The organism is Nostoc sp. 2RC (genome assembly GCF_014222165.1).
Taxonomy (GTDB): Bacteria; Cyanobacteriota; Cyanobacteriia; order Cyanobacteriales; family Nostocaceae; genus Nostoc; species Nostoc linckia.
This window is the reverse complement of sequence record NZ_JACKZU010000106.1, coordinates 1-22,282: the sequence shown is the minus strand read 5'-3', so window position 1 is coordinate 22,282 and position 22,282 is coordinate 1. Positions and strand designations below refer to the sequence as shown.

Below are 22,282 nucleotides of genomic sequence, written 5' to 3'. Positions count from 1 at the left end.
CATCTCCTCCACCTCTCTCATCTCCCCCATCTCCCTCCCAATGGACACCCACAAAAACCTTCCTAGCTGGATTGGTAGCAGTTACTACAGTGGGATTGATTTTCTGGGGAGTGACTAACAACCGCAATGGGGGGGAAGTTGAACCTAACCCTACACCCACCCCAATCCCCACTAGTAGCCAGCCAGTCGATCCCTTAGCCCAATACTCACCAGCCGAACGGGAACGTAAACAAAGATTAATCAATCGCCGCCAACAGTTGGGTATTAATGAGAACTTCTACATTAACTTGGTGAATCAAGTTTTTTGGGACAGAAACCCCAGTTTGCGGGGACGTACTCTCAGCAACGGTACAGAAGACGAGAGTTTGCGGGCAGAATGGGATAAAACAGCTTCAGAATTGCTGGAAAAGCTAGCGCCACTGAGTTCAAATTCACGTAGGCAATTGGGAACTTATTCTAGTGCCGAACGCGATCGCTGGAAAGTGGAAGTCAACCGCATCAATGTTGGTAGTCGTTCGTTATATGATTTGGGAGATTCAGCTTTTTTCAGCGTATTTCCTGAACAGCGAGGTAAAAATTTTACAGGACAACCCATTGGACAAGTTTGGTATGGATTTGTCAGTGATAAACTCAGTGCTATCCTTTCGGGTAGTGCTTTCCAAAAACTTACTTTCGATCCCGGTGCTATTAGCAAAACAGTCAGTGGTACTCTCGAACCTGGTGGTGGAAAAGTTTTTATTGCCGAACTTGCCAAAGAACAATCTTTAGAATTAAAACTACAAGCAAATTCTCAAGTTTTGTTATCAGTTTATTCACCTACTGGCAAAATTAAATTTTTAGAAGATTCTACCCGACGTACTTTATCAACTCAGTTACCAGAAAACGGTTTTTATGAGTTTGTCGTTGTTTCCACAGCATCGAAATCATTAGATTATCAACTCAGCATCACAGTGCAAACTCCTACTACACTTCCATCTCCCACACCAACACCCACGGAAACACCCACGCCAACTCCCACGCCGACGCTAAGTCCAACACCAACTCCGACACCAACTCCCACAGAAACTTCTACACCCGAACCTATACCTACGCCTAGTCCTGAGGTGACACCGGAAAGTAATTAATACAAATCCTGTATTTAGATTTTTCTACTTTTTTAACAGACTTGAAAATAGATTGAGTTTTCAAAACTGAAGCTGCATATTTCGCAATAACTTTATGACCGGCAGTTGTAGGATGGATGCTGTCCCAGAACAAAAAATTATTTGGGTCAGTCTTACAGTTCAATGATGGATAAGAAGCAGGTATAGTGATTAAAACTGAATTTCCTAAGCAAGAGTCGATAGTATTTGTAAAACCGTATTGTTGGGGATTAGCTAAAAGCTGGTTAAATAAAGAATTAACATCTAAAAAAATAATATTTATCTGATTTAGTTCTTGGCTTAAAGAATCGAGACTGTTAATTAACTCAACATTATATTCAGCAACCCAATCGTTAAGAAATTTAGACTTGGGACTATTTCTTGTACCCGGTAAATTTCCTAAATTAAATAAATTAGCTACCAGGATATTTTTAGCGCCAACACTGGCAAGACTACGCACAGCCATTAATATATTGGTAACAGATTCATTGGGATTTCCAAGATTGTGAGAGTCAAGGAAATCATTAGTACCGCCCCACACGATATAAAGTGCATTTGGATCGACTGATTTATTAACTGCTGTAAACTTATTAATTTGAGACAAGACTCCTGTTAAATATAAACCATGCACAGGAGGTATATTAATGTTATATAAGCCAGACTTAGCACCACCAACAGCAAAATTATCAGTGGAAGAGGGGTTTAAGCCCATATCTTCTGCCAGATATTCTACCCAGACTCGTCCATTAGAAAAGCGCCCATCTTTATATGGATGAGGAGGAATACCTACAACCAATTCATTTCTTGTAATATTGTAAAAATTACCATTATCAGAATAACTGTCACCAAACACATAAATATGGTCAAAATCAGCAGCAGTAGCCTTGAGTGTAAACATGGATGAAAATAAAACAAATACTGCTGTAAAAATTGGATTTTGCATAATATTTATTATTTCAAAAAATCAATTAATGTTATTTATGTTTTGACAAAACACATTCTTCTTTTTTAATATCATTATGGAAATTTTTAAGTCAATCAAAATGCAACAAACATAGAAAGTTGTCAGGGCAGCGAACTATAGCAATCCTATTTGAGTTGTGAAAAATTTCAGTAGTGGTCGTTGACTGTTGACTGTTCACTGTCAACTGTTAACAGTTAAGGGTCAACAGCAGCAAAATTTCACAAATGATTTAGGACTGCTATATGTAAGTCTTGTTTAAAAAATACTAAGTTGCAGTCAAAGATAGTAACTTGGGCTGCAAGCATTGGTGAAAAAATTAAGATTCAATGAATTTTGTCAATAGAAATTTCACTATAAATTAGCTGCTTAATAAAGTAATAAATTAATTTGTACACTGAATTTTGACGAAAAAAATCAATGATGTTTTTAAATTTAAGGCCTAAGTGTAGCCAGCAGTAGGCATCACTAGCTTAAAAATTGTGTTTTTTACCCCAATTTTTTGCACAATTTTAAGCACTATTGCTTATTGACTGAAGCCCAGTTGCGGTGGGTTCGGGAGTCGGGAAAGAGATACCCCAAACCTTGGAATAGGTTTTAAGGTAATACAGTTCATATAAGTAGAATGCTGTAAATAATTAAAGGTTTGTAGTGTACCCCTGTGGGGAAGTAACCTACCCGTAGCGTCTCGTAGAAAAGAGAGTTTATATTACTTTATATAACAGGTTTCAAATTTCTTCCCTAAAATTTGTTTTTCGTGCAATCATGGGATATGAGAGTTAGTTCGGTTAACTGCATTTGTTTTTAGTATTGACAGAGTTTTTGTTTTTGGTATTTACAAACTTTTCTCCGAAATCTAAATCTCTACATATTTATCATTTCGGAGACAATCCATGTCAGTTTATGTAGGCAATCTTTCTTACGAAGTTACAGAAGAAAGTCTCAATGCTGTGTTTGCAGAATATGGTTCTGTTAAGCGAATTCAGCTACCTACTGACCGTGAAACAGGTCGTTTACGCGGTTTTGGTTTTGTAGAAATGGGTACAGATGCTGAAGAAACAGCTGCCATTGATGCGCTTAATGGTGCAGAGTGGATGGGACGCGATCTAAAAGTCAATAAAGCCAAGCCCAGGGAAGAAAGAGGTTCCTTTGGCGGTAATCGGGGAGGATATGGTGGTTCTCGTAACCGCTACTAACCTTACCTTGATAAATTTAGCTCTATTGAGCTGACCTCATTAATCTAGCAAATTAATTTGATTTTGTAGTGGCTCAGGCAAAAAAGCTTGAGCCTTTTTGATATTTTTACTCATAAGTTTTAGGGACTTCCAAGTAAAAAAATATTCCACGGAAAAGTGTTAACTGTTGACGGTTGACGGTTGACACTCAGTAGTCAACGACCCCAACCGGAATAATTTATTTTTTGGAGTTCCCTTAGCCATCAACCGAATCATTGTCGGCTAAATCACCTATAATCAAGAACTTGTAGTGATGACTTTATTCATCAAGCTAGGACTTTTTTCTTCAGTTTGATTAGCCCGAAACTAAATCGCAATTACTGATTGTGCTGAAGGCTACTTGTTAATCAAAATCTGTTGGTAAATCTGGTTGGCGATAATGTTGGAAAAGTCTGGCGATTTGTGTCGGCGTCACCCGTCCAATAGAAAGTTCTGGTAACGCATCTTCAGGAAAAAAATCTACTGCTTCGGTTTCGATACTTGATGAGGGAGAACCACCAATAAGTTCGCATTGAAAAAACAATTTATAGACATAAAAAGGAAACGGTGGATGTCCCTGTTTATCTCTGTCATAAACTGCTAATAATTTAGTAGCACGTGTCTGATATCCAGATTCTTCATATACTTCTTTGACAACCACCTCACTGGGAGACTCGCCTACATCAGCCCATCCACCAGGTAAAGTCCATAAACCATCGGCTCTTTCTTTGACTAACAAAATAGTATCATCTCTAAAAATTGCTCCCCGGACATCAACTTTGGGAGTTGCATATCCTACTTCGCCGCTAAATAAATCAAGCAGATAGCTGTGTTCGACATTTGAGTAAGTCGCCATAATTTCTGTGGCGATCGCTTGCAATTGTTTATAGCGTTCGATATCATAAACACCTTCAGAATAGGTAAGACCATTTTGGGCGATCGCTTGTAACTTTTGCGACCATTCTAGCCATTTTGGTTCCATATTTTAGGGATTGGGAATTGGGGATTGGGCATTGGGAAAAGGGGAAGGGTAAAAGGGGAAGCGGTAAGGGGAAAAGGTAAAAATCATCCCTTTGCCCTTTTCCCTTTAACCTTTTCCCTTTTTTTCCAGTCCCTAATTACGCATCATCTAAAGCGGCGATACCAGGTAATACCTTACCTTCAAGTAACTCCAAGCTAGCGCCGCCGCCGGTGGAGATGTGGCTCATTTGTTCGGCTAAACCAACTTTTTCCACAGCTGCCACGGAGTCGCCGCCGCCGATAATGGTGGTTGTGCCAGTTTTGCCAATTTCAGCAAGAGTGCGGGCAATGGCTTCTGTACCTACCGCAAACTTATCAAACTCGAACACGCCCATCGGCCCGTTCCAAATCACTGTTTTGGTATCTGCAAGTGCTTCTTGGAAAACTTTTACTGAATCTGGGCCAATGTCCAAACCCATACCATCAGCAGGGATATTCTCAATACTGACAGTTGTCGCATTGGCATCGGGAGCAAATTTATCTGCCGATACGATATCTGTGGGTAACAGGAAGGTAACACCACGTTCCTTTGCTTTGGCTTCCAAAGACTTCGCCAGTTCTAGTTTGTCTTCTTCCACCAAGGACTTACCAACATCCAAACCACGGGCTTTGTAGAAGGTAAAAATCATCCCACCACCGATGATTAGCTTGTCGCACTTCTCCAGCAACGTTTCAATCACACCAATTTTGCTGGAAACTTTGGAACCACCGATAATTGCAGCCAAAGGACGCTGGGGATTTTCAATGGCATTTTGGAGATATTCCAATTCCTTCTCAACCAAATATCCAGCCACAGAAGGACTGAGAAATTTAGTCACGCCTTCAGTAGAAGCATGGGCGCGGTGTGCGGTACCAAAAGCATCATTTACATAAAAATCAGCGTTGGCAGCCAATTTTTTCGCAAATTCTGGGTCATTTTTCTCTTCTTCTTTGTAGAAGCGGACATTTTCCAGTAACAGCACTTGCCCATTTTCCAGCGCTGCCACTTTAGCTGCAACTTCATCGCCAATGGAGTCATCAGTCTTCACAACTTCTTGCCCCAACAACTCAGAGAGACGCGCAGCCACTGGTGTCAGGCGCAATTTATCATCCACACCTTTGGGACGCCCAAAGTGGCTGACGAGAATTACCTTAGCTCCCTTGTTGATCAAATCTTGGATGGTTGGCAGAGCAGCCCGAATGCGAGTATCGTCTGTGATCTTACCTTCATCGTTCACAGGTACGTTAAAATCAACCCGTACCAAAGCGCGTTTTCCAGATATATCAGCCGCAGATAAACTTGCTAAACTTTTTTTGGACACAGCAAACTCTCCTGATTGCCTTTTTGTTATTGTTTTGAAAGTAGAACCATCCAGATTTTACCGGAGTCAGGGGTGCCAGGTGATAGAGATGTTTAAGACAGTACTATTTCCAATCGATCAAAGCCGGGAAACACGGGAAGCTGCTGACGTAGTTACCAACATTGTCCAAAAGTACGGTAGTCGCTTAGTGCTGCTGTCTGTGGTAGAAGAACCACCCGCAGATGCAGCTAGTGGAGATCCAATGATGTCGCCAGAGGTAGTTGCTAAATTGCTCCAAACTGCCCAATCTTTATTTTCTGAGCAAGGAATTCAATCCGAAGTTCTGGAAAGGCAAGGTAAACCGGCTTTTACCATCTGTGATGTCGCTGACGAAATCGGCGCAGATTTAATCATCATGGGTTGTCGGGGGCTAGGCTTGACCGAAGAGGGAGCGACTGATAGTGTCACCACTCGCGTCATAAATCTTTCCCCTTGCCCAGTGTTGATTGTGCCGTAAAAGCCGGTAGCGTGCGTTAACACAGGGTAACGCACCGCCAAAAATTTTTGGAAAAATTCTTGTTCATGAGTAATGTGGTATGTATTGGCAAAACCAAACAACCTACTTTCACTGTTTTTCAATTAATTGAAGACAGTTATATTCAACAACAATATCGGCTAAACGAATCAATTAATTCGCCGCTTTTTCCTGGATTTCATATTAGTTTAAATGACATTTTACCTCATTAAAAGCATATCAGAAGACCCAATTACTTGCTTGGCGATCGCTTCAAATGTTGCCTCTGCCAATAGCCGAAATTGCGTCTCACTTTCTAAAAGTGCTACTTCTACTTTTCTATATTTTTATTGCGCTTACTTGATTTACAGCAATTTTCAGGTATACAGACCACGCGTTAGCCTTGCGTCCCTGCGACATATGTGGTTCAAATCGATGAAAACAAACTGCTGTAATGTTAACAAGGAGGGAACTAAAAAACTAGATTGTTAAAAGTTAGCTAAATAATCATGAATAAAACTCCCCGCATTCCTATTCCGCCGGAGGTAAAAAAATATGTTTGGCAACGTGACAAATATCAATGCCGGAGTTGCGGTAAAACTGCAACAGAAACTAACCTGACCATTGACCATATCATTCCCCTGGCTCGTGGCGGTCAAAATGATATCAGCAATCTACAAACCCTGTGCTTTACCTGCAATCAGCAAAAAACCGATAGGATTGATCCCCGGTTTAGACGCCATTTTGATTTATAGCAATATGCGGTAAGGGCGAACAGATGTCCGCCCCTACATATTATGGGAACTGATTCAAAATCATACTGACATCAACCGCTAGCTTTTTGCCCAACTTCAGCAGCTGTCGGCACTGATGAATATCTTCTTCATTGCTCAGGGTGGTAAGACACAAAGGTATTATCTGACTGTGCAGACAACTGAAATATAATTCTTGGGATCGATGTAGAGAAATATCAATATTTAATTGATCCCCGATATCAATTAACCGATCTAACTGTTGGATATCTGCATTAAAACTACCGTTGGCATCGTGTAACAATTGCCAAAGCGATCGCACAATTAACTGTTCTAGTATCTGCTTGCCGTCGGGAATATTCAGCCGACAATGCAGATGTTTTGCTTCTGTGGCGATGGCCTCTAATTCTACTATGTGAGTCCAACGCATTTGCGGTTCGGTAATATCTTGTTCGAGCGATCGCAATGTCATCATACAGCGATGTCCCAAAGCGATCTCCGCCGCTACTTGCAATTCCTGTGGTACTGGTATTTCATCTCGATGGAACGCCATCAACACACCATAATTATCACGGTACACTTGGGTATAAAGTTGGCCTAAGCGTGCCAGTGTTTCCTGACTCAATAACCGCATAATTCTATGGCGTTCTTCTGCAAATAGATTTTCCAAGCTGAAAGTCTCTTCGCCAAACAACTGCGTCATTGCCAAGATGGTATGAGCTGCACTTGCTTGTTGCAGTGCGCTAAAGAGCTTTTCTTTTAATTGGGTGTAGTCACGCCGCCCAGTAAATTGTTGAATGCAGCAATGGAAATCCCAACCTCCCAAATGCAGCACGGCAAATACTAAATGCTCGCTTTCCCAGGTAATCTCTGATACCAGCTTCAAATTGCCGACAGCCAAAGTTAGCGATCCCATGCGTTGGAGTTGGTAATCTAACTCATTGACGGCATAGCAATAAACGCGTTTTGTGTGAGTGCCTTGTGTAGAGTGGCCAGTGCTGAGTGTCGATCCGTGATTTATAAACAGGGAACTAATGGCATAATGGGCTGCTACTTGTTTAAAACCAAGTTGGGCTGTGAGTACCAGTTGGCGATAAATTTCCCCACCATGTTTGAATTGATCGACATTACTGGGGGCTAAACCAAGATGTTTGACGAAGTCTTTTTCCAACTGCGCCCCTGCTACTTCTCCCGCTAATTCCAAAGCACGGGCGGCGTAGCGGAGAATCTGCGTACCTTCTGGACGGGAAATTTCTTCAAAAAACCAGCCACAACTGGTGAACATCAACAAAGCATGACGTTGCATTTCCAACAAACGCAGGGCGTCTACTTGTTCGGCGGCCGTTAGTTTGTGGGTTTGATGGCGAGAGAGAAAACGGTTGACATTGGCAGAAGAGCGATCGCGTATCACTTGAATATATTCATCCCGTGCTAGCCAGGGATCGCGAAATAACTGTCTGCCATATTCCTCATACACTTCAATTAGTTGATCCCGCAGCCAATTCAGAGCATCCCGCAATGGACGACGCCATTTCTGATGCCAAACACCACCTTCTCCACCGCAACCACAGTTATCTTGCCATCTGTCTACACCGTGGGCACAACTCCAGGCTGTGACGGGCTTTAATTCAACTTCCCAAGTCGGAGGATTTAAACTCAGGTAGTGGGCAAAGTTAGTCACTGTCCAACCTTGTTGTGGGAATTCCGTTGTAAAGGCGTAGGCTAAAGTTTTTTCAGTTCCTTTCTTGTGATGTCCGAAGGTTTCGCCATCTGTGGCCACAGATATCAACTGTGCAGGACGATGATCCCCACGCACCGCCGAACCAATACGTCCAGCAAAGTGATTGGAACTATAAACCACATCACTAAAACCCATGTCCCGCGATATCGGGCCGTCGTAAAAGAAGATATCAATGTAGGGATAATCGGCAGTGGAAACTGGGGAGTGGGAAGTACTACCATTCCCTACTCCCGACTCCCTAGTTCCCTCTTTGATCGTACTCAAAGGTGAAGATGAAGTGTCTAATGTAGGCTTCAAATAACAACGATAAGGACGGGTGGGATCGATTTGACTACCACCGACTTCGTACCATTCTGGATTGGGACGATCCTTAGTTGGGAAAGAACGACAGCGCTGTGCCTGAGACGGTGCAAGGATAACGAAGCGAATACCTTCAGCAACTAAAGCTTCTAGAGTCGGGTAATCCACACCGGTTTCTGCTAACCACATACCTTCGGGATCGCGTCCAAACCGGGAACGAAAGTCTTCTTTACCCCAGCGAATTTGGGTATATTTGTCGCGTTCGTTCGCCAGAGGCATGATGATGTGATTGTATACTTGCGCGATCGCATTTCCGTGACCATGCAAACGTTGACTGCTTTTGACATCAGCCTCCAAAATCCGCTGATAAACCTCCACATCGTGGCGTTCTAGCCACGACATCAGCGTTGGGCCAATATTAAAACTAAAATACTCATAATTATTGACGATCCCCATCACTTCGCCTCGGTCATTTAGCACTCTGGCAAAAGCATTTGGACGATAGCATTCCCAATGAATCCGCTCATTCCAGTCATGGAAAGGTGCAGCGCTCGGTTGGCGTTCAATCGCGTCCAGATAAGGATTTTCCCTCGGTGGCTGATAAAAATGACCATGCACCGTCACATAAACACCATGAGCCGTTCTCAGGGGATCGCTCTCGTGAATGTTCTTAGAATCTGAATGTGTTAACGTTGAGCCAGAGTTAGCTGGCATTTGTGCAGCAGAAGTCATGTATATATATCCAAAACAAAAAACTCGCAGTTGCACCGATAAATTTTGTGCATAAACCTTTCTTCAATGCTTTGAACACAAAATCCGGTATAAACAACAACTATGAAATACAACCAAATTTTTGAGAAAACGGTCTTATTGTAGTGGGAAATCTGCGTTATCGCACAGCCCTTTTCCCGAAGGCTTCCAGTAATTAGCCATTTAACAACGCCTCAGTTAGGGGTTTTCTCTTTGGCAGTGCCAATAAAAAACTTAATTGTCTTTTAATATATTAAACCCAATTTTTGGTGTAATGGTCTGAATCCATTTCATACTTTTGCAACGAAGGGTTACGAAAACTTCTTAAATGGCAACATTATTTTACATAACATGCACAGAAGTGAACTGAAAACAGTAAAATCTCTGAATTGGTCTATAGATGCTTGAGAGTATCCTATGGGAGTGATGAGTGGTAGATGGGAATTCCCCACTTATTGATTCTGAATTCTGAATTCTGAATTCTGAATTCTTGTTCAATCCAACACTCAAAATTTAAAATTTAGGACTAACCGCTGTGCATGATACCCTCGACTCAAAGCAACAAATGTCAACTAAAAACATTATTTTTCTCGTTTTATTACTGTTTATCCCGGTTTCTCTGGCGGCCCACTTTCTGGAGTGGGGAGAATTGATAGTTTTCATTACAGCTGGATTAGCCATTTTGCCTTTAGCGGCTTGGATGGGAACAGCCACAGAAGAAATTGCTGTGGTGGTGGGGCCATCATTAGGGGGGTTATTAAATGCCACCTTTGGTAATGCTACAGAACTTATCATCGCTTTGGTGGCGTTGAAGGCTGGTTTGATAGATGTAGTCAAAGCCAGTATTACGGGATCGATAATCGGTAACCTACTGCTGGTGATGGGTCTTTCTATGCTTTTGGGAGGACTGCGTTACAAAGAACAAACATTTCAGCCTATTGTAGCGCGAGTGAATGCTGCTTCGATGAATTTGGCTGTGATTGCCATTTTGTTGCCCACAGCCATGAACTACACCGCTATAGGAGTTCAGGAACAAACGCTGCAATATCTTTCTGTTGCTGTTGCGGTAGTATTAATCCTAGTTTACGCCTTAACGCTGCTGTTTTCCATGAAAACTCACACCTATTTGTATGACGTAGGTGTAGCAGACGCAGAAGAGGAGGAAATTTCCCATAGTAAACCTAATGTTGCGTTGTGGGTCGGTGTGCTGCTAGTATGCACCTTGTTAGTAGCATTTGAATCAGAAATGCTGGTGGATTCTCTAGAAGTGGCTACATCCCAGCTAGGCTTGACATCATTGTTTACAGGGGTAATTTTAGTTCCCATCATTGGTAACGCTGCTGAACATGCCACAGCGGTCACCGTTGCAATGAAAGATAAAATGGATCTTTCCCTTTCTGTGGCTGTGGGATCGAGTATGCAGATTGCCCTATTTGTTGCGCCTGTGTTGGTGATTGCAGGATTGCTATTTGGTCAGCCGATGGATTTGGATTTCAAACCTTTTGAATTAGTGGCTGTGGTTGTGTCAGTGTTGATTGCCAACACCATTAGTTCTGATGGTAGGTCTAATTGGCTGGAAGGCACTTTATTATTAGCTGCTTATACTGTGTTGGGGTTTGCCTTTTACTTCCACCCAGTTATCGATGGAATAGGGTAGTTAGGACTTACTGACAAGCGATCGCTCTTAATCATAGGTAATTAGACTAACTAATTACCTATTTTTATAGTTTTTTTGAGGAATTTGTATAGCCGATTACATTTTTTGTGGAAATTAATGCACTGTGAGATTCAAGGCTTAGTATAATCAACCACAGAGAAAACAAGAGTGAAAATTTGTTCCTAAATTTATAGAAGAGATGATTCAAATTCTGGATTCTACTTTGAGAGAAGGGGAACAAACTCCAGGAGTTTATTTTCCTCCTGAGATCAAGTTAGCGATCGCTCAGTTTTTAGACTGCATAGGAGTTGATATTATTGAAGCTGGCAATCCTGCGGTAGATCGGGAAATTGCCTTAGCCATCGGTCTGATTGCCAATGCTGGTTTCAAAGCCAAAATAGGCGCTCATTGTCTTTGTCGAAAAGATGATGTGAAAAAAGCCCTAGAGTGTGGCGTTAATTTTTTAGGTATCTTTTTTAGCGTTTCCGAACAACGATTGCAACAGGATTATGATATTGGTCTAGAAAAAGCTATAGAAAAAATTGTTGAAGTTATAGCTTTTGCCAGAGAGCAGCAAGAAAACTTAGTAATTCGTTATACTCCAGAAGATACAGTGCGATCGCCGATGGAAAACGTCATTGCCGCAGCGATGGCAGCAGTCCGAGCCGGAGCTAATATCATCAGCATAGCTGATACAACTGGATACACAACACCATTTGCTAGAAATCGCAGTATTTCTTATTATGTGAAAACTCTTAAAGCAGAATTCGCCAGAGAACATTTATATCCCAAAATCGAAATTCATTGTCATAACGATCGCGGTTTAGCCTTAGCAAATGCCCTAGATGCTTACAAGGCAGGAGCAGATATTATTGATGTCACTGTTATGGGGCTAGGGGAACGTTCTGGCATTGTGGATTTAGCAGAATTACTGATAAACTTAACAGATATAATTGAAGAAAAACCTTCTTGGAATTTGAGCTATTTAAAGGAATTATATGATTTTGTCAGCGAGCATTCCCACATATCTATTTCTCCTCATCATCCCTTAGTGGGAAAAAATGCTTTTACTCACTATGCTGGTGTTCATGTCAATGCCGTTGCCAAAGATGAAAGGCTTTATCAAAGTTTAAATCCAGAAATTTTCGGAATTAAAAGTAGTTTAGCATTGGGGATGCAATCAGGATATATTGCTGTTAAACTAGCTCTCAAACAAATTGGTAGAGAAGAACTGATTGAAAACCAAGACTTAGTGATTAAGATTTTCCAAAAAATAAAAGAAATTGCTAAAAGAGGAACTCCAATTGATATTGAAAAGGAATTACCAGCAATTGTGGAGTATTGCACTGCTAGCCAAATAACTGGTGAGATTTGTTCAGTTTCTGGTTAAGCTGATATAATTTTGGATTTTAAATTTTGGATTTGGGATTGATATTGTTTCATAAAACAACAATATTGGCATCATAACATTTCACCAAAATACCGAATTATCAATTCTGTTAGTCTAGCCCATTCTGAATTCTGAGTTCTGAATTCTGTATTCTGCTTCAACTAACTCTCTGTTTCATGGGAATTTCGATCCAGAATTCACAGCCCTTACCAGCCTCAGAAATACATTTGATATTACCGCCATGTTTTTCCACAATAATTTGATAGCTAATGGATAGCCCCAAACCAGTACCCTGACCGGGTTGCTTAGTAGTGAAGAAAGGCTCAAAAATGCGCGATCGCACTATTTCTGGAATACCACAACCATTGTCTGCAATGCAAATGATAATAGTATTAGATTCTTGAACTTTTGTGCGAATCCATATTTTGGGCTTGTCAATTATTTGACCAAGATTTACTGCATGTTCTAGAGCATCAATGGCATTATTGAGAATATTCATAAATACTTGATTCATCTGCGCTGCATAGCAGACTACTGGGGGTAAACCACCATATTCCCTAATTATTTCAATGGCAAAAGAATTAGTTCTTTGTTGCAATCGATGTTGTAAAATCAACAAAGTACTATCAATACCTTCATGCAAATCAACGGGTTTCATTTCGGCTTCATCAAGTCGAGAAAAACTCCGTAAAGATAATACCAACTGAGAAATTCGTTCTGCCCCCATTGTCATGGAAGTGAGAATTTTTGGTAAGTCATCGGCAATAAAATCTAAATCGATTTCTGCTGCTTGCTTTTGAATTTCTGCTGTTATTTGTGGATATTCTTTGTCATAAAGGTGGAGTAATTTTAATAAACTTCCTGCATGTTCGCTAACATAAGTGATATTGCCGTAAATAAAACTAATGGGATTGTTAATTTCATGGGCAATTCCAGCAACTAATTGCCCTAAACCTGCCATTTTTTCACTTTGAATCAACTGGCTTTGGGTTTGCTGCAATTCTTTCAAAGTCTGGGCGAGTTCTTCTTTTTGACGTTGAGTTTGTTCGAGTAATTCCGCTTGTTGAAGTCCGACTCCTAACTGAGTGCCAATTTGCATCAGTAAATCTACTTCATCTTCTTGCCAATCACGGGGCTTAGTATTTTGATATGCTGCTAGTAATCCCCAGAGTTTCTCACCCTGAAAAATCGGCACAATCATATATGCCCTAGCTTTAATTAGTTCGATTAAGGCAATATCAGACACAGAATAATTAGTCTTGTAAATATCCTTAATTACAAGTATTTGACCATTGGCAAAGTCTCCACCTTGGGTATTTTGCAAGTAATCGTCTGCGTAGACCGTTGTAGACATTACATTTACAAGTTCCTTCACTGATATCCAATCTTGGGCTAAAGACTCAGCAACAAATTCGCCACTCCAATCAGTCCGGAATCGATAGATTGTGACTCTATCGACTTCTAATAGTCGTCGGACTTCTGCTGTGCTGGTAGCAAAGATAGTGTCAATATCAAGAGATTGGCGAATTTTCTCCACCGTTGCAGCTAAGGCTTTCTCTCTTTCAGCAGCTTTAGCCAACTTTTGGGCTTGTACTTGTACCTGTTTTAAGGATTCAGCTTGCTGTAAAGCTACCCCCAATTGCACGCCGACTTGCGCCAGTAAGTTAATTTCCTCGTCTTGCCAATAACGGGGTTGGGAGTTTTGATAAGCTACCAACAATCCCCAAAGCTTCTCTCCTTGAGAAATAGGAACAAAAACTTCATTACGTGCATACTTACCTGCTTGGGTTCCTTGCAGTAGAACGCCTTCCGTCACAGGCTGGGGCTTAACCATTGGTGTCCAGCCATCAACAATGGAATCAGCAACAAATTCGCCACTCCAATCAGGATAAAAACGATAAATTGCCACTCGTTCTACTTCCAATAACCTTCGTACTTCTTGGGTAGTGGTTTTAAAAATAGCTTCTATTTCAAGTGACTGGCGAATTTTTTCTACTGTGTTTGCTAAAGCTCTTTGTCTTTCAGCAGCTTTACTGATTTGTGCTGCTTGGAGTTGCATTTGTTGTAAAAATTCGGCTTGCTGTAAAGCTACACCTAATTGGGTACTAACTTGGGTGAGCAAGTAAACTTCATCTTCTTGCCAATGGCGAGTTACCGAGTTTTGGTATACTGCTAGCAAGCCCCAGAGCTTTTGACCGTGGTAAATAGCAATAATCGCATAAGCTCTTGCTTGATAAGTTTGTAAAATTTTAATGTAGCAGTTGCTAAAGCCTGCATTGTAAATATCATTACAAAGACGGTATACTTCACTTCTAGTAAATCGACCGCCTGCTGTTTCTTGTAAGTAAGTATCAGCAACTGGGGGTTTAGCTAAATCTTTAGCACTACATTCGCTGACATTTGCGCTCAATTCTGGCCGATGCAATTGCTCATCTATCAGCGAGATCCAACCTTCTGCCACTGATTCAAAGACAAATTTACCACTCCAATCTGGATTAAAGCGATAAATAGCGACGCGATCGGCATTTAGCAACTGTCTGAGTTCTGCGGTACTGGTGCGGAAAATGCTTTCCAAGTCCAGGGACTGGCGAATTTTTTCAATAGTTATGGCTATAGTTCTCTGCCATTCTGCTGCTTTTTCTTTAGCTTTGGCTTGTGCTAGTTCTGCCGATTGTAGTTTGACTTGCTCTAGATAATCTGCTTGTTGCAAAGCTACTCCCAGATGTTCGGCAATCAGTTGCACAAACTCAATTTCAGATGCTTCCCATTGTCGAGAACTATGACACTGATGAATACACAACAATCCCCATAAATCTTTTCCTTTCAACAAAGGAGCAACAATATTGGCGCGTACCTGAAATTTCTCCAAAATCTCGATATAGCAATGACTGGCGTCTACTTGATAAATATCATCTGTTGCTTTAATTCGACCTTGCTGATACAGCGCTGCAAAATCTTCAGCAAAGCAGTGATCCCGGACTTTGGCTGCTAGTGCTGAACTAAATTCACTTCCGACATCTTCGTAGATAAATTCTCCTTCCCATGCCAAATCAGGATAAAAACGAAATACACCGACTCGATCGCTTTTTAGAAGCTGGCGCACTTCAGTAACAGTAATTTTAAAAATGGCGTTTATATCTAAAGATTCACGAATTCGGGCAATAACTCCAGACAAAGCTTGTTGTTGCTCATTCTGGCGCAAGGAAAATCCCACATCACAATGAGATTGTTGCTGTTGTGAATTTGGTTGTATGGGTTGAATAATAGAGGAGTTTTCCATTCCCTGGGGAATTTTAAATATTCAAAGTTCTCAATATCATAGTTCCCTCAACCATCGCAAACGTAACAATTAAGTAAAACAGTGTAAATAAACTAAAGTATGTAACAAAAAGTAAAATTGACTCAAACTGCCTTTGCTTATGCCTTCTGTTCTCTGACTTCTGTCTTGTTTGAACGATAAATATTCCTGCTTACCTAGCTTCAAAATAGGGAGTAGGGCAAAAAACTATTTTCATGTTTAGTGCTGAGATTTTCTCGTGATTAGCTAGCTAGAAAATACTACTTCGACCAATATCAATGTAGATGCCCCAATGCCAATTTTCATCTGTATTAATGTACACAATTGATGATGTCTACTTATTTGAGTAAAAGAAACTGAAAATTTGGGAAAAAAGAGAAAAATTATGAGATTTATTCTCAGCTTCTAGCAATTTTTATTACTCAGTAAGCGAGTAACTAAAAAAATCATCGCGGGAGATTCACGAAACGCAGCGAAAAAACTCCGAAAAAGAAGCAACTAGTCAACAGTAGCAATGGAATATTTTTTTACTTGTAAGTCCCTAAATAAAATAATAGACTTCTAAGAGAAGTGGGGAAAAGGGTAAGGGGTAAAGGGTAAAGGGCAAATAAAAACCCTTTTACCTTTAACCTTTTCCCTTTCCCCCTATGAGCAAAAGTAACTTTTGCGAGAGGTATAACGTAGGGATGCGGCATTGTCATGTCCCTACAAAAAAGATTTTTTAACTACCAGGGGATCATCGCCGCTTAGGAGTAGTGCTGCGAGTGATACGTTTTTCTTCTTCTCGACGACGGCGATCGCGCCAATCTGTTACGGTCAAATAACCAATACCACCTGTTACTGCTACCAGCAGCACTACGGCAATTAAAGCCAAAATACTCAGGAATGGAGTTTCTACCATACCTCTACAGTCCGTTACGTCCCCAGACTACCATTGCAATTGACCAAGTGAACACGACTAGCAGTGATACCCAGCCCAGTGTCAAAATTTCCATAGTCCCGCTTTTCAAATCATTACAAAAGGTTTCTAATGTTTATCATACAGGGATTGGGCGGGCTGAGATTTTTTTATCGATGATGTTGTCAGTTTTGTGGGCGATGGCTTTCTTTCATAGCATCTCCAATGAAATACTGAGTAATTTTAAGTAATGATGAAAACAACTGTAAAAAACTAGCGATCGCGCTGTTATATTCTTTGTCTTGGGAATATTAGGGTTACGTCCATATATTTGAAGTTTTGCAAACCCTAGTATCAATGCTGACTTTTCTTAGCTACGCTTTCAACTCCGACGGTTTTATTCCCCACGGACATTGCTATCTGTGGAAAACGGGATTAGTTTGGCTGCATATTATTTCTGATGCTACTATTGCTTTTGCTTATTATTCAATTCCCTTTTTATTAATTTATTTTATTTTAAAACGCCAAGACGTGCCTTTTAATGGAGTCTTTGTATTATTCGGTGCTTTTATCATTGCCTGCGGTACCGGACATTTAATGGATATTTGGACGCTTTGGCATCCAGATTATTGGATTTCAGGCTCTCTAAAAGCTGTAACTGCGATTATTTCTATATACACGGCGTTTGCCTTAATTTCTCTGATGCCTCAAGCCCTGATGTTACCGAGTCCAGCCCAGTTAGAAGCTATCAATCGAGCGCTTTCCACTGAAATTGTGGAGCGTAAACGCATTGAGCAAGAACTACGCAAAGCTGAAGAAGTCGCTCAAAATTCCAGTCAGGCAAAAAGTGAATTTCTGGCGAATATGAGTCATGAACTACGTACACCCTTAAATGGCATCTTGGGTTATACACAAATCCTCCAACGCACAGAATCTTTGACTGAAAAAGGACGCAAAGGATTAGGTGTTATTTATCAATGTGGTTCTCATCTTTTAACGCTGATTAATGATGTCCTCGATCTTTCCAAAATCGAAGCTCGCAAACTCGAATTGTATTCTGTTGATTTTTATTTGCCTGCCTTTATTGATAGCGTCACTGAAATTTGCCGCATCCGTGCAGAACAAAAGGTTATTGCCTTTGAAGTGCAACTCGATCCCGATTTGCCAACGGGTATTCATGGTGATGAAAAACGCTTACGCCAAGTATTAATTAATTTACTTAGTAATGCAATTAAATTTACTGAACAAGGCAGCGTCACTTTTAAAGTTCAGGTCACTGGTAGAGAATCGGATAATGGCAAAACTAACTACAAAATTTCCTTTCAAGTAATAGATACTGGCACTGGTATAAAACCGGAACAAGCCGAGAAAATCTTCCAGCCCTTTGAGCAAGTGGGAAATCAAAAACGACAATCTGAAGGCACGGGTTTGGGATTAGCAATTAGCCAAAAAATTGTTTTATTAATGGGCGGTCAAATTCAGGTGCAAAGTACCTTAGGCAAAGGTAGCACTTTCTGGTTTGAAGCAAAATTCCCAGAATCTAAAGACTGGGCCAAAGTTTCCAGAATGATTGACCAAGGAACAATTATTGGTTATCTAGGACAAAGACGCACGATTTTGATTGCAGATGATAAATGGGAAAATCGCTCGGTAATTTTAAATTTACTAGAGCCAGTTGGGTTTACGGTTATTGAAGCTAGTCAAGGTGAGGAAGCATGGGAAAAGGTTCTAGCCCACAAACCAGACTTGATTATCACTGACTTAGTGATGCCGATATTAGATGGATTTGACTTCATTAATCGTTTGCGTCAGTGGGAGCAATTTCAAAAAATTCCGATTATTGCTTCTTCTGCTAGTGTGTTTGCCATCGACCAGCACAAGAGTATTGACGTTGGTGCAGATGCATTTCTACCAAAGCCTGTGGAAGCTGAAGTTTTATTAGAAATGCTGCGAAAAATTTTTCAATTACAATGGATTTTTGACGAGAAAGTCAACGCAAGTAAAAACAATAATTCCACTGATTTTGAAGAATCTAGTGATACGATTATTCCCAACAAAGAGATTTTATTAGAAATTTTTGAATTGGTTCAAGATGGTGATATTCAAAATATTTTAGAGTTGTCAAATCAACTATCATTATCTGATGATAGACTTAAAGTTTTTACTCAACATATTATCCAGCTTGCTAGTAATTTCCAACTCAAACGCTTGGCAAATTTTATCGAGCAATATATAAATTAATTGTATTTAAATTGTGATTTAAAATCTGCCATGAACAAAAAATCAAATACTGGATTTATTTTAATTGTGGATGATAATCCGACAAATTTATCTGTTTTATGTGAAGCCCTCAATAGTGAGGGATTTCGTTTCCGTGTTGCAGTGGATGGAGAAAGTGCGATCGCTCAAGTTGAACGCAATCAACCAGAGTTAATTTTACTGGATGTACAAATGCCTGGGATTGACGGATTTGAAACTTGTCGCCGCTTGAAAACCAATCCTGTTACTCAAAACATTCCGATTATTTTCACCACAGCCTTAGCAGATACCGACAGCAAAACTAAGGGATTTTCCCTTGGTGCGGTAGACTATATCCCGAAACCCTTTGCACAAGAGGAAGTTATTGCTAGAGTGCGCGTGCATTTACAACTCAAACAATTGACTGAATCTTTGGAACAACAAGTTAGCGATCGCACCAAGGCTTTACAACAAGCACAAGTACAACTAGTGCAACAAGAAAAATTATCAACACTGGGAGAATTAGTTGCTGGTATCGGTCATGAAATCAATAACCCCGTTAACTTTATTTCCAGCAATATTCCACCTTTGCAAGAATACATTGAAGCAATCACCCAGTTACTCTTACTGTATCAACAAGAGTATCCAAAGCCAACAACTAAGATTACTAGTGTTATTGAAAACTTAGATTTAGATTTTATTCTCGAAGATATCAAAAAAATCTTGAATTCGTTGGAAATCGGAAGCGAACGAATTCGTAACCTTTCTAATTCACTCCGCAACTTCTCTCGTTCGGATAGCGATGCCAAAATATCTGCTGATTTGCACCAAGGACTAGATAGCACACTCATGATTTTGCAACATCGTCTCAAGGCTAATAGCCAACGCCAGCAGATTGCAGTTATTAAAAATTATGGAGTATTACCACAAGTAAACTGTTATTTAGGGCAGATGAATCAAGTATTTATGAATATTCTGGCAAACGCGATTGATGCTTTAGATGAAGCTATAATTCAAGGCAAAATCAGGGATGTAACTCCTCAGATTAAAATTGCAACCAGCATAGAATCTGAACAATTCGCCGTAATTCGGATTGCTGACAATGGTATTGGTATTCCTGAACGGTTGAAAAAACGCTTATTTGAACCGTTATTTACTACAAAAAGTGTTGGTAAAGGTACTGGACTTGGTTTATCCATTGCCCATGAAATAGTTGTCCAAAAACACAAAGGTGTATTGAATGTCAACTCTCAATCAGGTATGGGAACTGAATTTATTATCAAAATTCCCATATAGGAATCTGACTCAGGAAACAGGGAAAAGCGAGTAGAAGTTTACTGATTTTTTCTTCAAACCAAATATGAGTCTTATGTATAGTGATTCCCAGTTAAGTGAGGTACAGATAATATTTTGAAACGCATACCGCCAAAGGCGGAACCCGCAGAGTAGAGACGCAGAGATTTGATTTGTACCTCAGCAGACTAAGAAATGCTATGAGAGCGGCATTTAATTAGAAAATGGCGATTAGACACAATCCCTAATTTCTATGAACGCAATTTCAAATCCTCAATTAATGGCAGAACGCCTAGAATCTCTCAAAGCTGCGGTAATTGGAGGTTTTTTCTTATTTTCTGGCTTGGCGATCGCTAGTTTTTTAAATACTTTAGTACTGGCAAAGTATTTTCAGATACTCACAAGTCTGCAAAGTCATGTTAATTGGCATTTGTGGCTGAGTGCCGGTGTTGCAACTTTTACTGGTTTCCTGTTTGGGGTCACTTATCGCTATATCATCCGTTCAGATAACAATCCTCAACTCAAATCCGGTGGCGTACTAGCTTTTGGCTTAGTGCGTGGATTAGCTCAAATAGAACTCGGATGGAATTCTAATAGCACAATTTGGCCTTTTTTAGTATTGGCAGCAGAAAGTGTATTGTCCTTTGCAATCGCAGCGATCGCCCTTGATATCGCTATGCAACTGAACTGGGTTAAACCTTTTTCATCAATCGAAGACAGAATTCAGAATTCAGAAGACAGAATTCAGAATTCAGAAGACAGAATTCAGAATTCAGAAGACAGAATTCAGAATTCAGAAGACAGAATTCAGAATTCAGAAGACAGAATTCAGAATTCAGAAGACAGAATTCAGAATTCAGAAGACAGAATTCAGAATTCAGAACTAAAATAAGCCTCTATCCTTAAAAAATAGGATAGGACAGCCCACAGCTAACTTTGCTATTTTACACGAAATTCAGCTTCAAATAAATCAAAAAGCTATAAACAGCATTATTGTGTAATATAATTATTACAATAAAATACATGGGTATTATTCAACGTTAAATTTATTCAAAATTCTAACTTCTGAATTCTGACTCCTGACTCCTGACTCCTGACTCCTGACTTCTGAATTCTGACTCCTGAATTCTGACTCCTGACTCCTGACTCCTGAGTTCTGAATTCTGACTCCTGACTCCTGAGTTCTGAATTCTGACTCCTGAATTCCCTATTCTTCTTCAAGGTTCCCTGATTATGACAACTCAAAATTCCCACTATTATTTAATAATTGATTTAGAAGCTACATGCTGTGACAAAGGGAGTGTTCCCCGCCACGAAATGGAAATCATCGAAATTGGTGCGGTGATGCTCAATCGGGCAACTTGGGAAATTGATTCCGAGTTTCAGAAATTTATTCAGCCTGTGAGACATCCACAACTAACGCCTTTTTGTACAGAATTGACTACTATTCACCAGCAAGATGTTGATGAAGCACCAAAATTTATAGAAGCAATTTCTCGCCTCCAAGAATGGATTAATTTATATCCCAATCATATTTTTTGTTCTTGGGGGAATTATGACAAAAAGCAATTTATTCAAGATTGCTCGTTTCATAATTTTCCTTATCCTTTTAGTCCAGAACACATAAATATCAAAGAAGAATTTTCCAAATACCTTGGCGTGTCTCAAAAATTTGGTATGGCGCAAGCTCTCAATAAGTTAGGAATAGAATTGCAAGGTACACACCATCGTGGCATCGACGATGCCCGTAACATTGCATCTATCTATAAATACATGAAAACCAAAAAATCAAGCTGAGGAATTGGGGCATTGGGCATTGGGCATTGGGCAAGCA

General features: G+C 40.2%; 17 protein-coding genes and 1 pseudogene. 11 read left to right on the top strand and 7 right to left on the bottom strand.

Features of this window, described 5'->3' with window-relative positions; all coding sequences use genetic code 11:
• Positions 1-1,124, top strand: a pseudogene (locus GNE10_RS14355) (serine/threonine protein kinase); the annotation flags it as partial.
• On the opposite strand, the gene GNE10_RS14350 reads toward GNE10_RS14355, so the two are convergent.
• On the bottom strand, positions 1,093-2,085 hold the full coding sequence (locus GNE10_RS14350; RefSeq protein WP_185565752.1) for an SGNH/GDSL hydrolase family protein: 993 nt from the start codon (positions 2,083-2,085) through the stop codon (positions 1,093-1,095). The pseudogene GNE10_RS14355 and the gene GNE10_RS14350 sit on opposite strands and share 32 nt — an antisense overlap.
• A gap of 911 nt (positions 2,086-2,996) precedes the next feature.
• Between GNE10_RS14350 and GNE10_RS14345 the strand changes: the two genes are divergently transcribed.
• Positions 2,997-3,299, top strand: coding sequence for an RNA-binding protein (locus tag GNE10_RS14345; protein ID WP_185565751.1), 303 nt, complete (start codon positions 2,997-2,999; stop codon positions 3,297-3,299).
• A gap of 382 nt (positions 3,300-3,681) precedes the next feature.
• Here GNE10_RS14345 and GNE10_RS14340 read toward each other — a convergent pair whose 3' ends face one another.
• On the bottom strand, positions 3,682-4,299 hold the full coding sequence (locus GNE10_RS14340) for an NUDIX hydrolase (RefSeq protein ID WP_185565750.1): 618 nt from the start codon (positions 4,297-4,299) through the stop codon (positions 3,682-3,684).
• Between the two features lie 136 nt (positions 4,300-4,435).
• Positions 4,436-5,638 carry a phosphoglycerate kinase gene (locus GNE10_RS14335; protein WP_185565749.1) on the bottom strand — a complete coding sequence of 401 codons (1,203 nt, stop codon included), beginning with the start codon at positions 5,636-5,638 and terminating at the stop codon, positions 4,436-4,438.
• 88 nt (positions 5,639-5,726) lie between these two features.
• Here GNE10_RS14335 and GNE10_RS14330 point away from each other — a divergent pair, with 88 nt between their 5' ends.
• From GNE10_RS14330 to GNE10_RS14320, 3 genes are all read left to right on the top strand, one after another.
• On the top strand, positions 5,727-6,134 hold the full coding sequence (locus tag GNE10_RS14330; RefSeq protein WP_099070297.1) for a universal stress protein: 408 nt from the start codon (positions 5,727-5,729) through the stop codon (positions 6,132-6,134).
• A gap of 65 nt (positions 6,135-6,199) precedes the next feature.
• Positions 6,200-6,364: a hypothetical protein gene (locus GNE10_RS14325; RefSeq protein WP_397325615.1), complete on the top strand. Its 165-nt coding sequence runs from the start codon at positions 6,200-6,202 to the stop codon at positions 6,362-6,364.
• 276 nt (positions 6,365-6,640) lie between these two features.
• A complete protein-coding gene (locus tag GNE10_RS14320) occupies positions 6,641-6,886 on the top strand; it encodes an HNH endonuclease (RefSeq protein WP_099070295.1) in 246 nt (81 codons plus the stop codon).
• A gap of 40 nt (positions 6,887-6,926) precedes the next feature.
• Here the strand turns inward: GNE10_RS14320 and GNE10_RS14315 are convergent, their stop codons facing one another.
• The gene (locus tag GNE10_RS14315) at positions 6,927-9,656 is read right to left on the bottom strand and encodes a DUF3536 domain-containing protein (RefSeq protein ID WP_185565748.1); all 2,730 of its coding nucleotides are present in this window, start codon (positions 9,654-9,656) and stop codon (positions 6,927-6,929) included.
• A 583-nt stretch (positions 9,657-10,239) separates the two neighbouring features.
• Between GNE10_RS14315 and cax the strand changes: the two genes are divergently transcribed.
• Both cax and GNE10_RS14305 read left to right on the top strand, forming a co-directional pair.
• Entirely contained in the window at positions 10,240-11,331 is a 1,092-nt protein-coding gene (cax, locus tag GNE10_RS14310) for a calcium/proton exchanger (RefSeq protein WP_185565747.1), read from the top strand.
• Between the two features lie 199 nt (positions 11,332-11,530).
• A complete protein-coding gene (locus GNE10_RS14305; protein WP_185565746.1) occupies positions 11,531-12,721 on the top strand; it encodes a LeuA family protein in 1,191 nt (396 codons plus the stop codon).
• Between the two features lie 157 nt (positions 12,722-12,878).
• On the opposite strand, the gene GNE10_RS14300 is transcribed toward GNE10_RS14305, so the two are convergent.
• The 3 genes from GNE10_RS14300 to petN all read right to left on the bottom strand — a co-directional run bounded on the left by GNE10_RS14300 (position 12,879) and on the right by petN (position 17,014).
• Positions 12,879-16,001 carry a GAF domain-containing protein gene (locus GNE10_RS14300; protein ID WP_185565745.1) on the bottom strand — a complete coding sequence of 1,041 codons (3,123 nt, stop codon included), beginning with the start codon at positions 15,999-16,001 and terminating at the stop codon, positions 12,879-12,881.
• A 754-nt stretch (positions 16,002-16,755) separates the two neighbouring features.
• On the bottom strand, positions 16,756-16,920 hold the full coding sequence (locus tag GNE10_RS14295; RefSeq protein WP_099070290.1) for a hypothetical protein: 165 nt from the start codon (positions 16,918-16,920) through the stop codon (positions 16,756-16,758).
• Positions 16,921-16,924: 4 nt separating this feature from the next.
• The gene (gene petN, locus GNE10_RS14290; protein ID WP_012408302.1) at positions 16,925-17,014 is read right to left on the bottom strand and encodes a cytochrome b6-f complex subunit PetN; all 90 of its coding nucleotides are present in this window, start codon (positions 17,012-17,014) and stop codon (positions 16,925-16,927) included.
• A gap of 260 nt (positions 17,015-17,274) precedes the next feature.
• Between petN and GNE10_RS14285 the strand changes: the two genes are divergently transcribed.
• The 4 genes from GNE10_RS14285 (at position 17,275) to GNE10_RS14270 (ending at position 22,245) form a co-directional block, all read left to right on the top strand.
• On the top strand, positions 17,275-19,158 hold the full coding sequence (locus GNE10_RS14285) for an ATP-binding protein (protein WP_185565744.1): 1,884 nt from the start codon (positions 17,275-17,277) through the stop codon (positions 19,156-19,158).
• Positions 19,159-19,188: 30 nt separating this feature from the next.
• Positions 19,189-20,451, top strand: coding sequence for a response regulator (locus GNE10_RS14280; RefSeq protein WP_185565743.1), 1,263 nt, complete (start codon positions 19,189-19,191; stop codon positions 20,449-20,451).
• A 250-nt stretch (positions 20,452-20,701) separates the two neighbouring features.
• Positions 20,702-21,340: a hypothetical protein gene (locus GNE10_RS14275; RefSeq protein ID WP_311774812.1), complete on the top strand. Its 639-nt coding sequence runs from the start codon at positions 20,702-20,704 to the stop codon at positions 21,338-21,340.
• A gap of 341 nt (positions 21,341-21,681) precedes the next feature.
• Positions 21,682-22,245 (top strand): 3'-5' exonuclease, encoded by a 564-nt coding sequence (locus GNE10_RS14270; protein ID WP_185565742.1) that lies wholly within the window; start codon positions 21,682-21,684, stop codon positions 22,243-22,245.
• The last annotated feature ends 37 nt before the right edge of the window (positions 22,246-22,282 follow it).

Excerpts from the sequence above, each read along its gene's own strand:
- GNE10_RS14275 (WP_311774812.1), top strand. The coding sequence starts at position 20,702 with ATGAACGCAATTTCAAATCCTCAATTAATGGCAGAACGCCTAGAATCT.
- GNE10_RS14340 (WP_185565750.1), bottom strand. The coding sequence starts at position 4,299 with ATGGAACCAAAATGGCTAGAATGGTCGCAAAAGTTACAAGCGATCGCC.
- cax (WP_185565747.1), top strand. The coding sequence starts at position 10,240 with ATGTCAACTAAAAACATTATTTTTCTCGTTTTATTACTGTTTATCCCG.
- GNE10_RS14315 (WP_185565748.1), bottom strand. The coding sequence starts at position 9,656 with ATGACTTCTGCTGCACAAATGCCAGCTAACTCTGGCTCAACGTTAACA.
- GNE10_RS14270 (WP_185565742.1), top strand. The coding sequence starts at position 21,682 with ATGACAACTCAAAATTCCCACTATTATTTAATAATTGATTTAGAAGCT.
- GNE10_RS14350 (WP_185565752.1), bottom strand. The coding sequence starts at position 2,085 with ATGCAAAATCCAATTTTTACAGCAGTATTTGTTTTATTTTCATCCATG.
- GNE10_RS14295 (WP_099070290.1), bottom strand. The coding sequence starts at position 16,920 with ATGGTAGAAACTCCATTCCTGAGTATTTTGGCTTTAATTGCCGTAGTG.
- GNE10_RS14280 (WP_185565743.1), top strand. The coding sequence starts at position 19,189 with ATGAACAAAAAATCAAATACTGGATTTATTTTAATTGTGGATGATAAT.
- GNE10_RS14300 (WP_185565745.1), bottom strand. The coding sequence starts at position 16,001 with ATGGAAAACTCCTCTATTATTCAACCCATACAACCAAATTCACAACAG.
- GNE10_RS14320 (WP_099070295.1), top strand. The coding sequence starts at position 6,641 with ATGAATAAAACTCCCCGCATTCCTATTCCGCCGGAGGTAAAAAAATAT.
- GNE10_RS14285 (WP_185565744.1), top strand. The coding sequence starts at position 17,275 with ATGCTGACTTTTCTTAGCTACGCTTTCAACTCCGACGGTTTTATTCCC.
- GNE10_RS14305 (WP_185565746.1), top strand. The coding sequence starts at position 11,531 with ATGATTCAAATTCTGGATTCTACTTTGAGAGAAGGGGAACAAACTCCA.
- petN (WP_012408302.1), bottom strand. The coding sequence starts at position 17,014 with ATGGAAATTTTGACACTGGGCTGGGTATCACTGCTAGTCGTGTTCACT.
- GNE10_RS14330 (WP_099070297.1), top strand. The coding sequence starts at position 5,727 with ATGTTTAAGACAGTACTATTTCCAATCGATCAAAGCCGGGAAACACGG.
- GNE10_RS14345 (WP_185565751.1), top strand. The coding sequence starts at position 2,997 with ATGTCAGTTTATGTAGGCAATCTTTCTTACGAAGTTACAGAAGAAAGT.
- GNE10_RS14325 (WP_397325615.1), top strand. The coding sequence starts at position 6,200 with ATGAGTAATGTGGTATGTATTGGCAAAACCAAACAACCTACTTTCACT.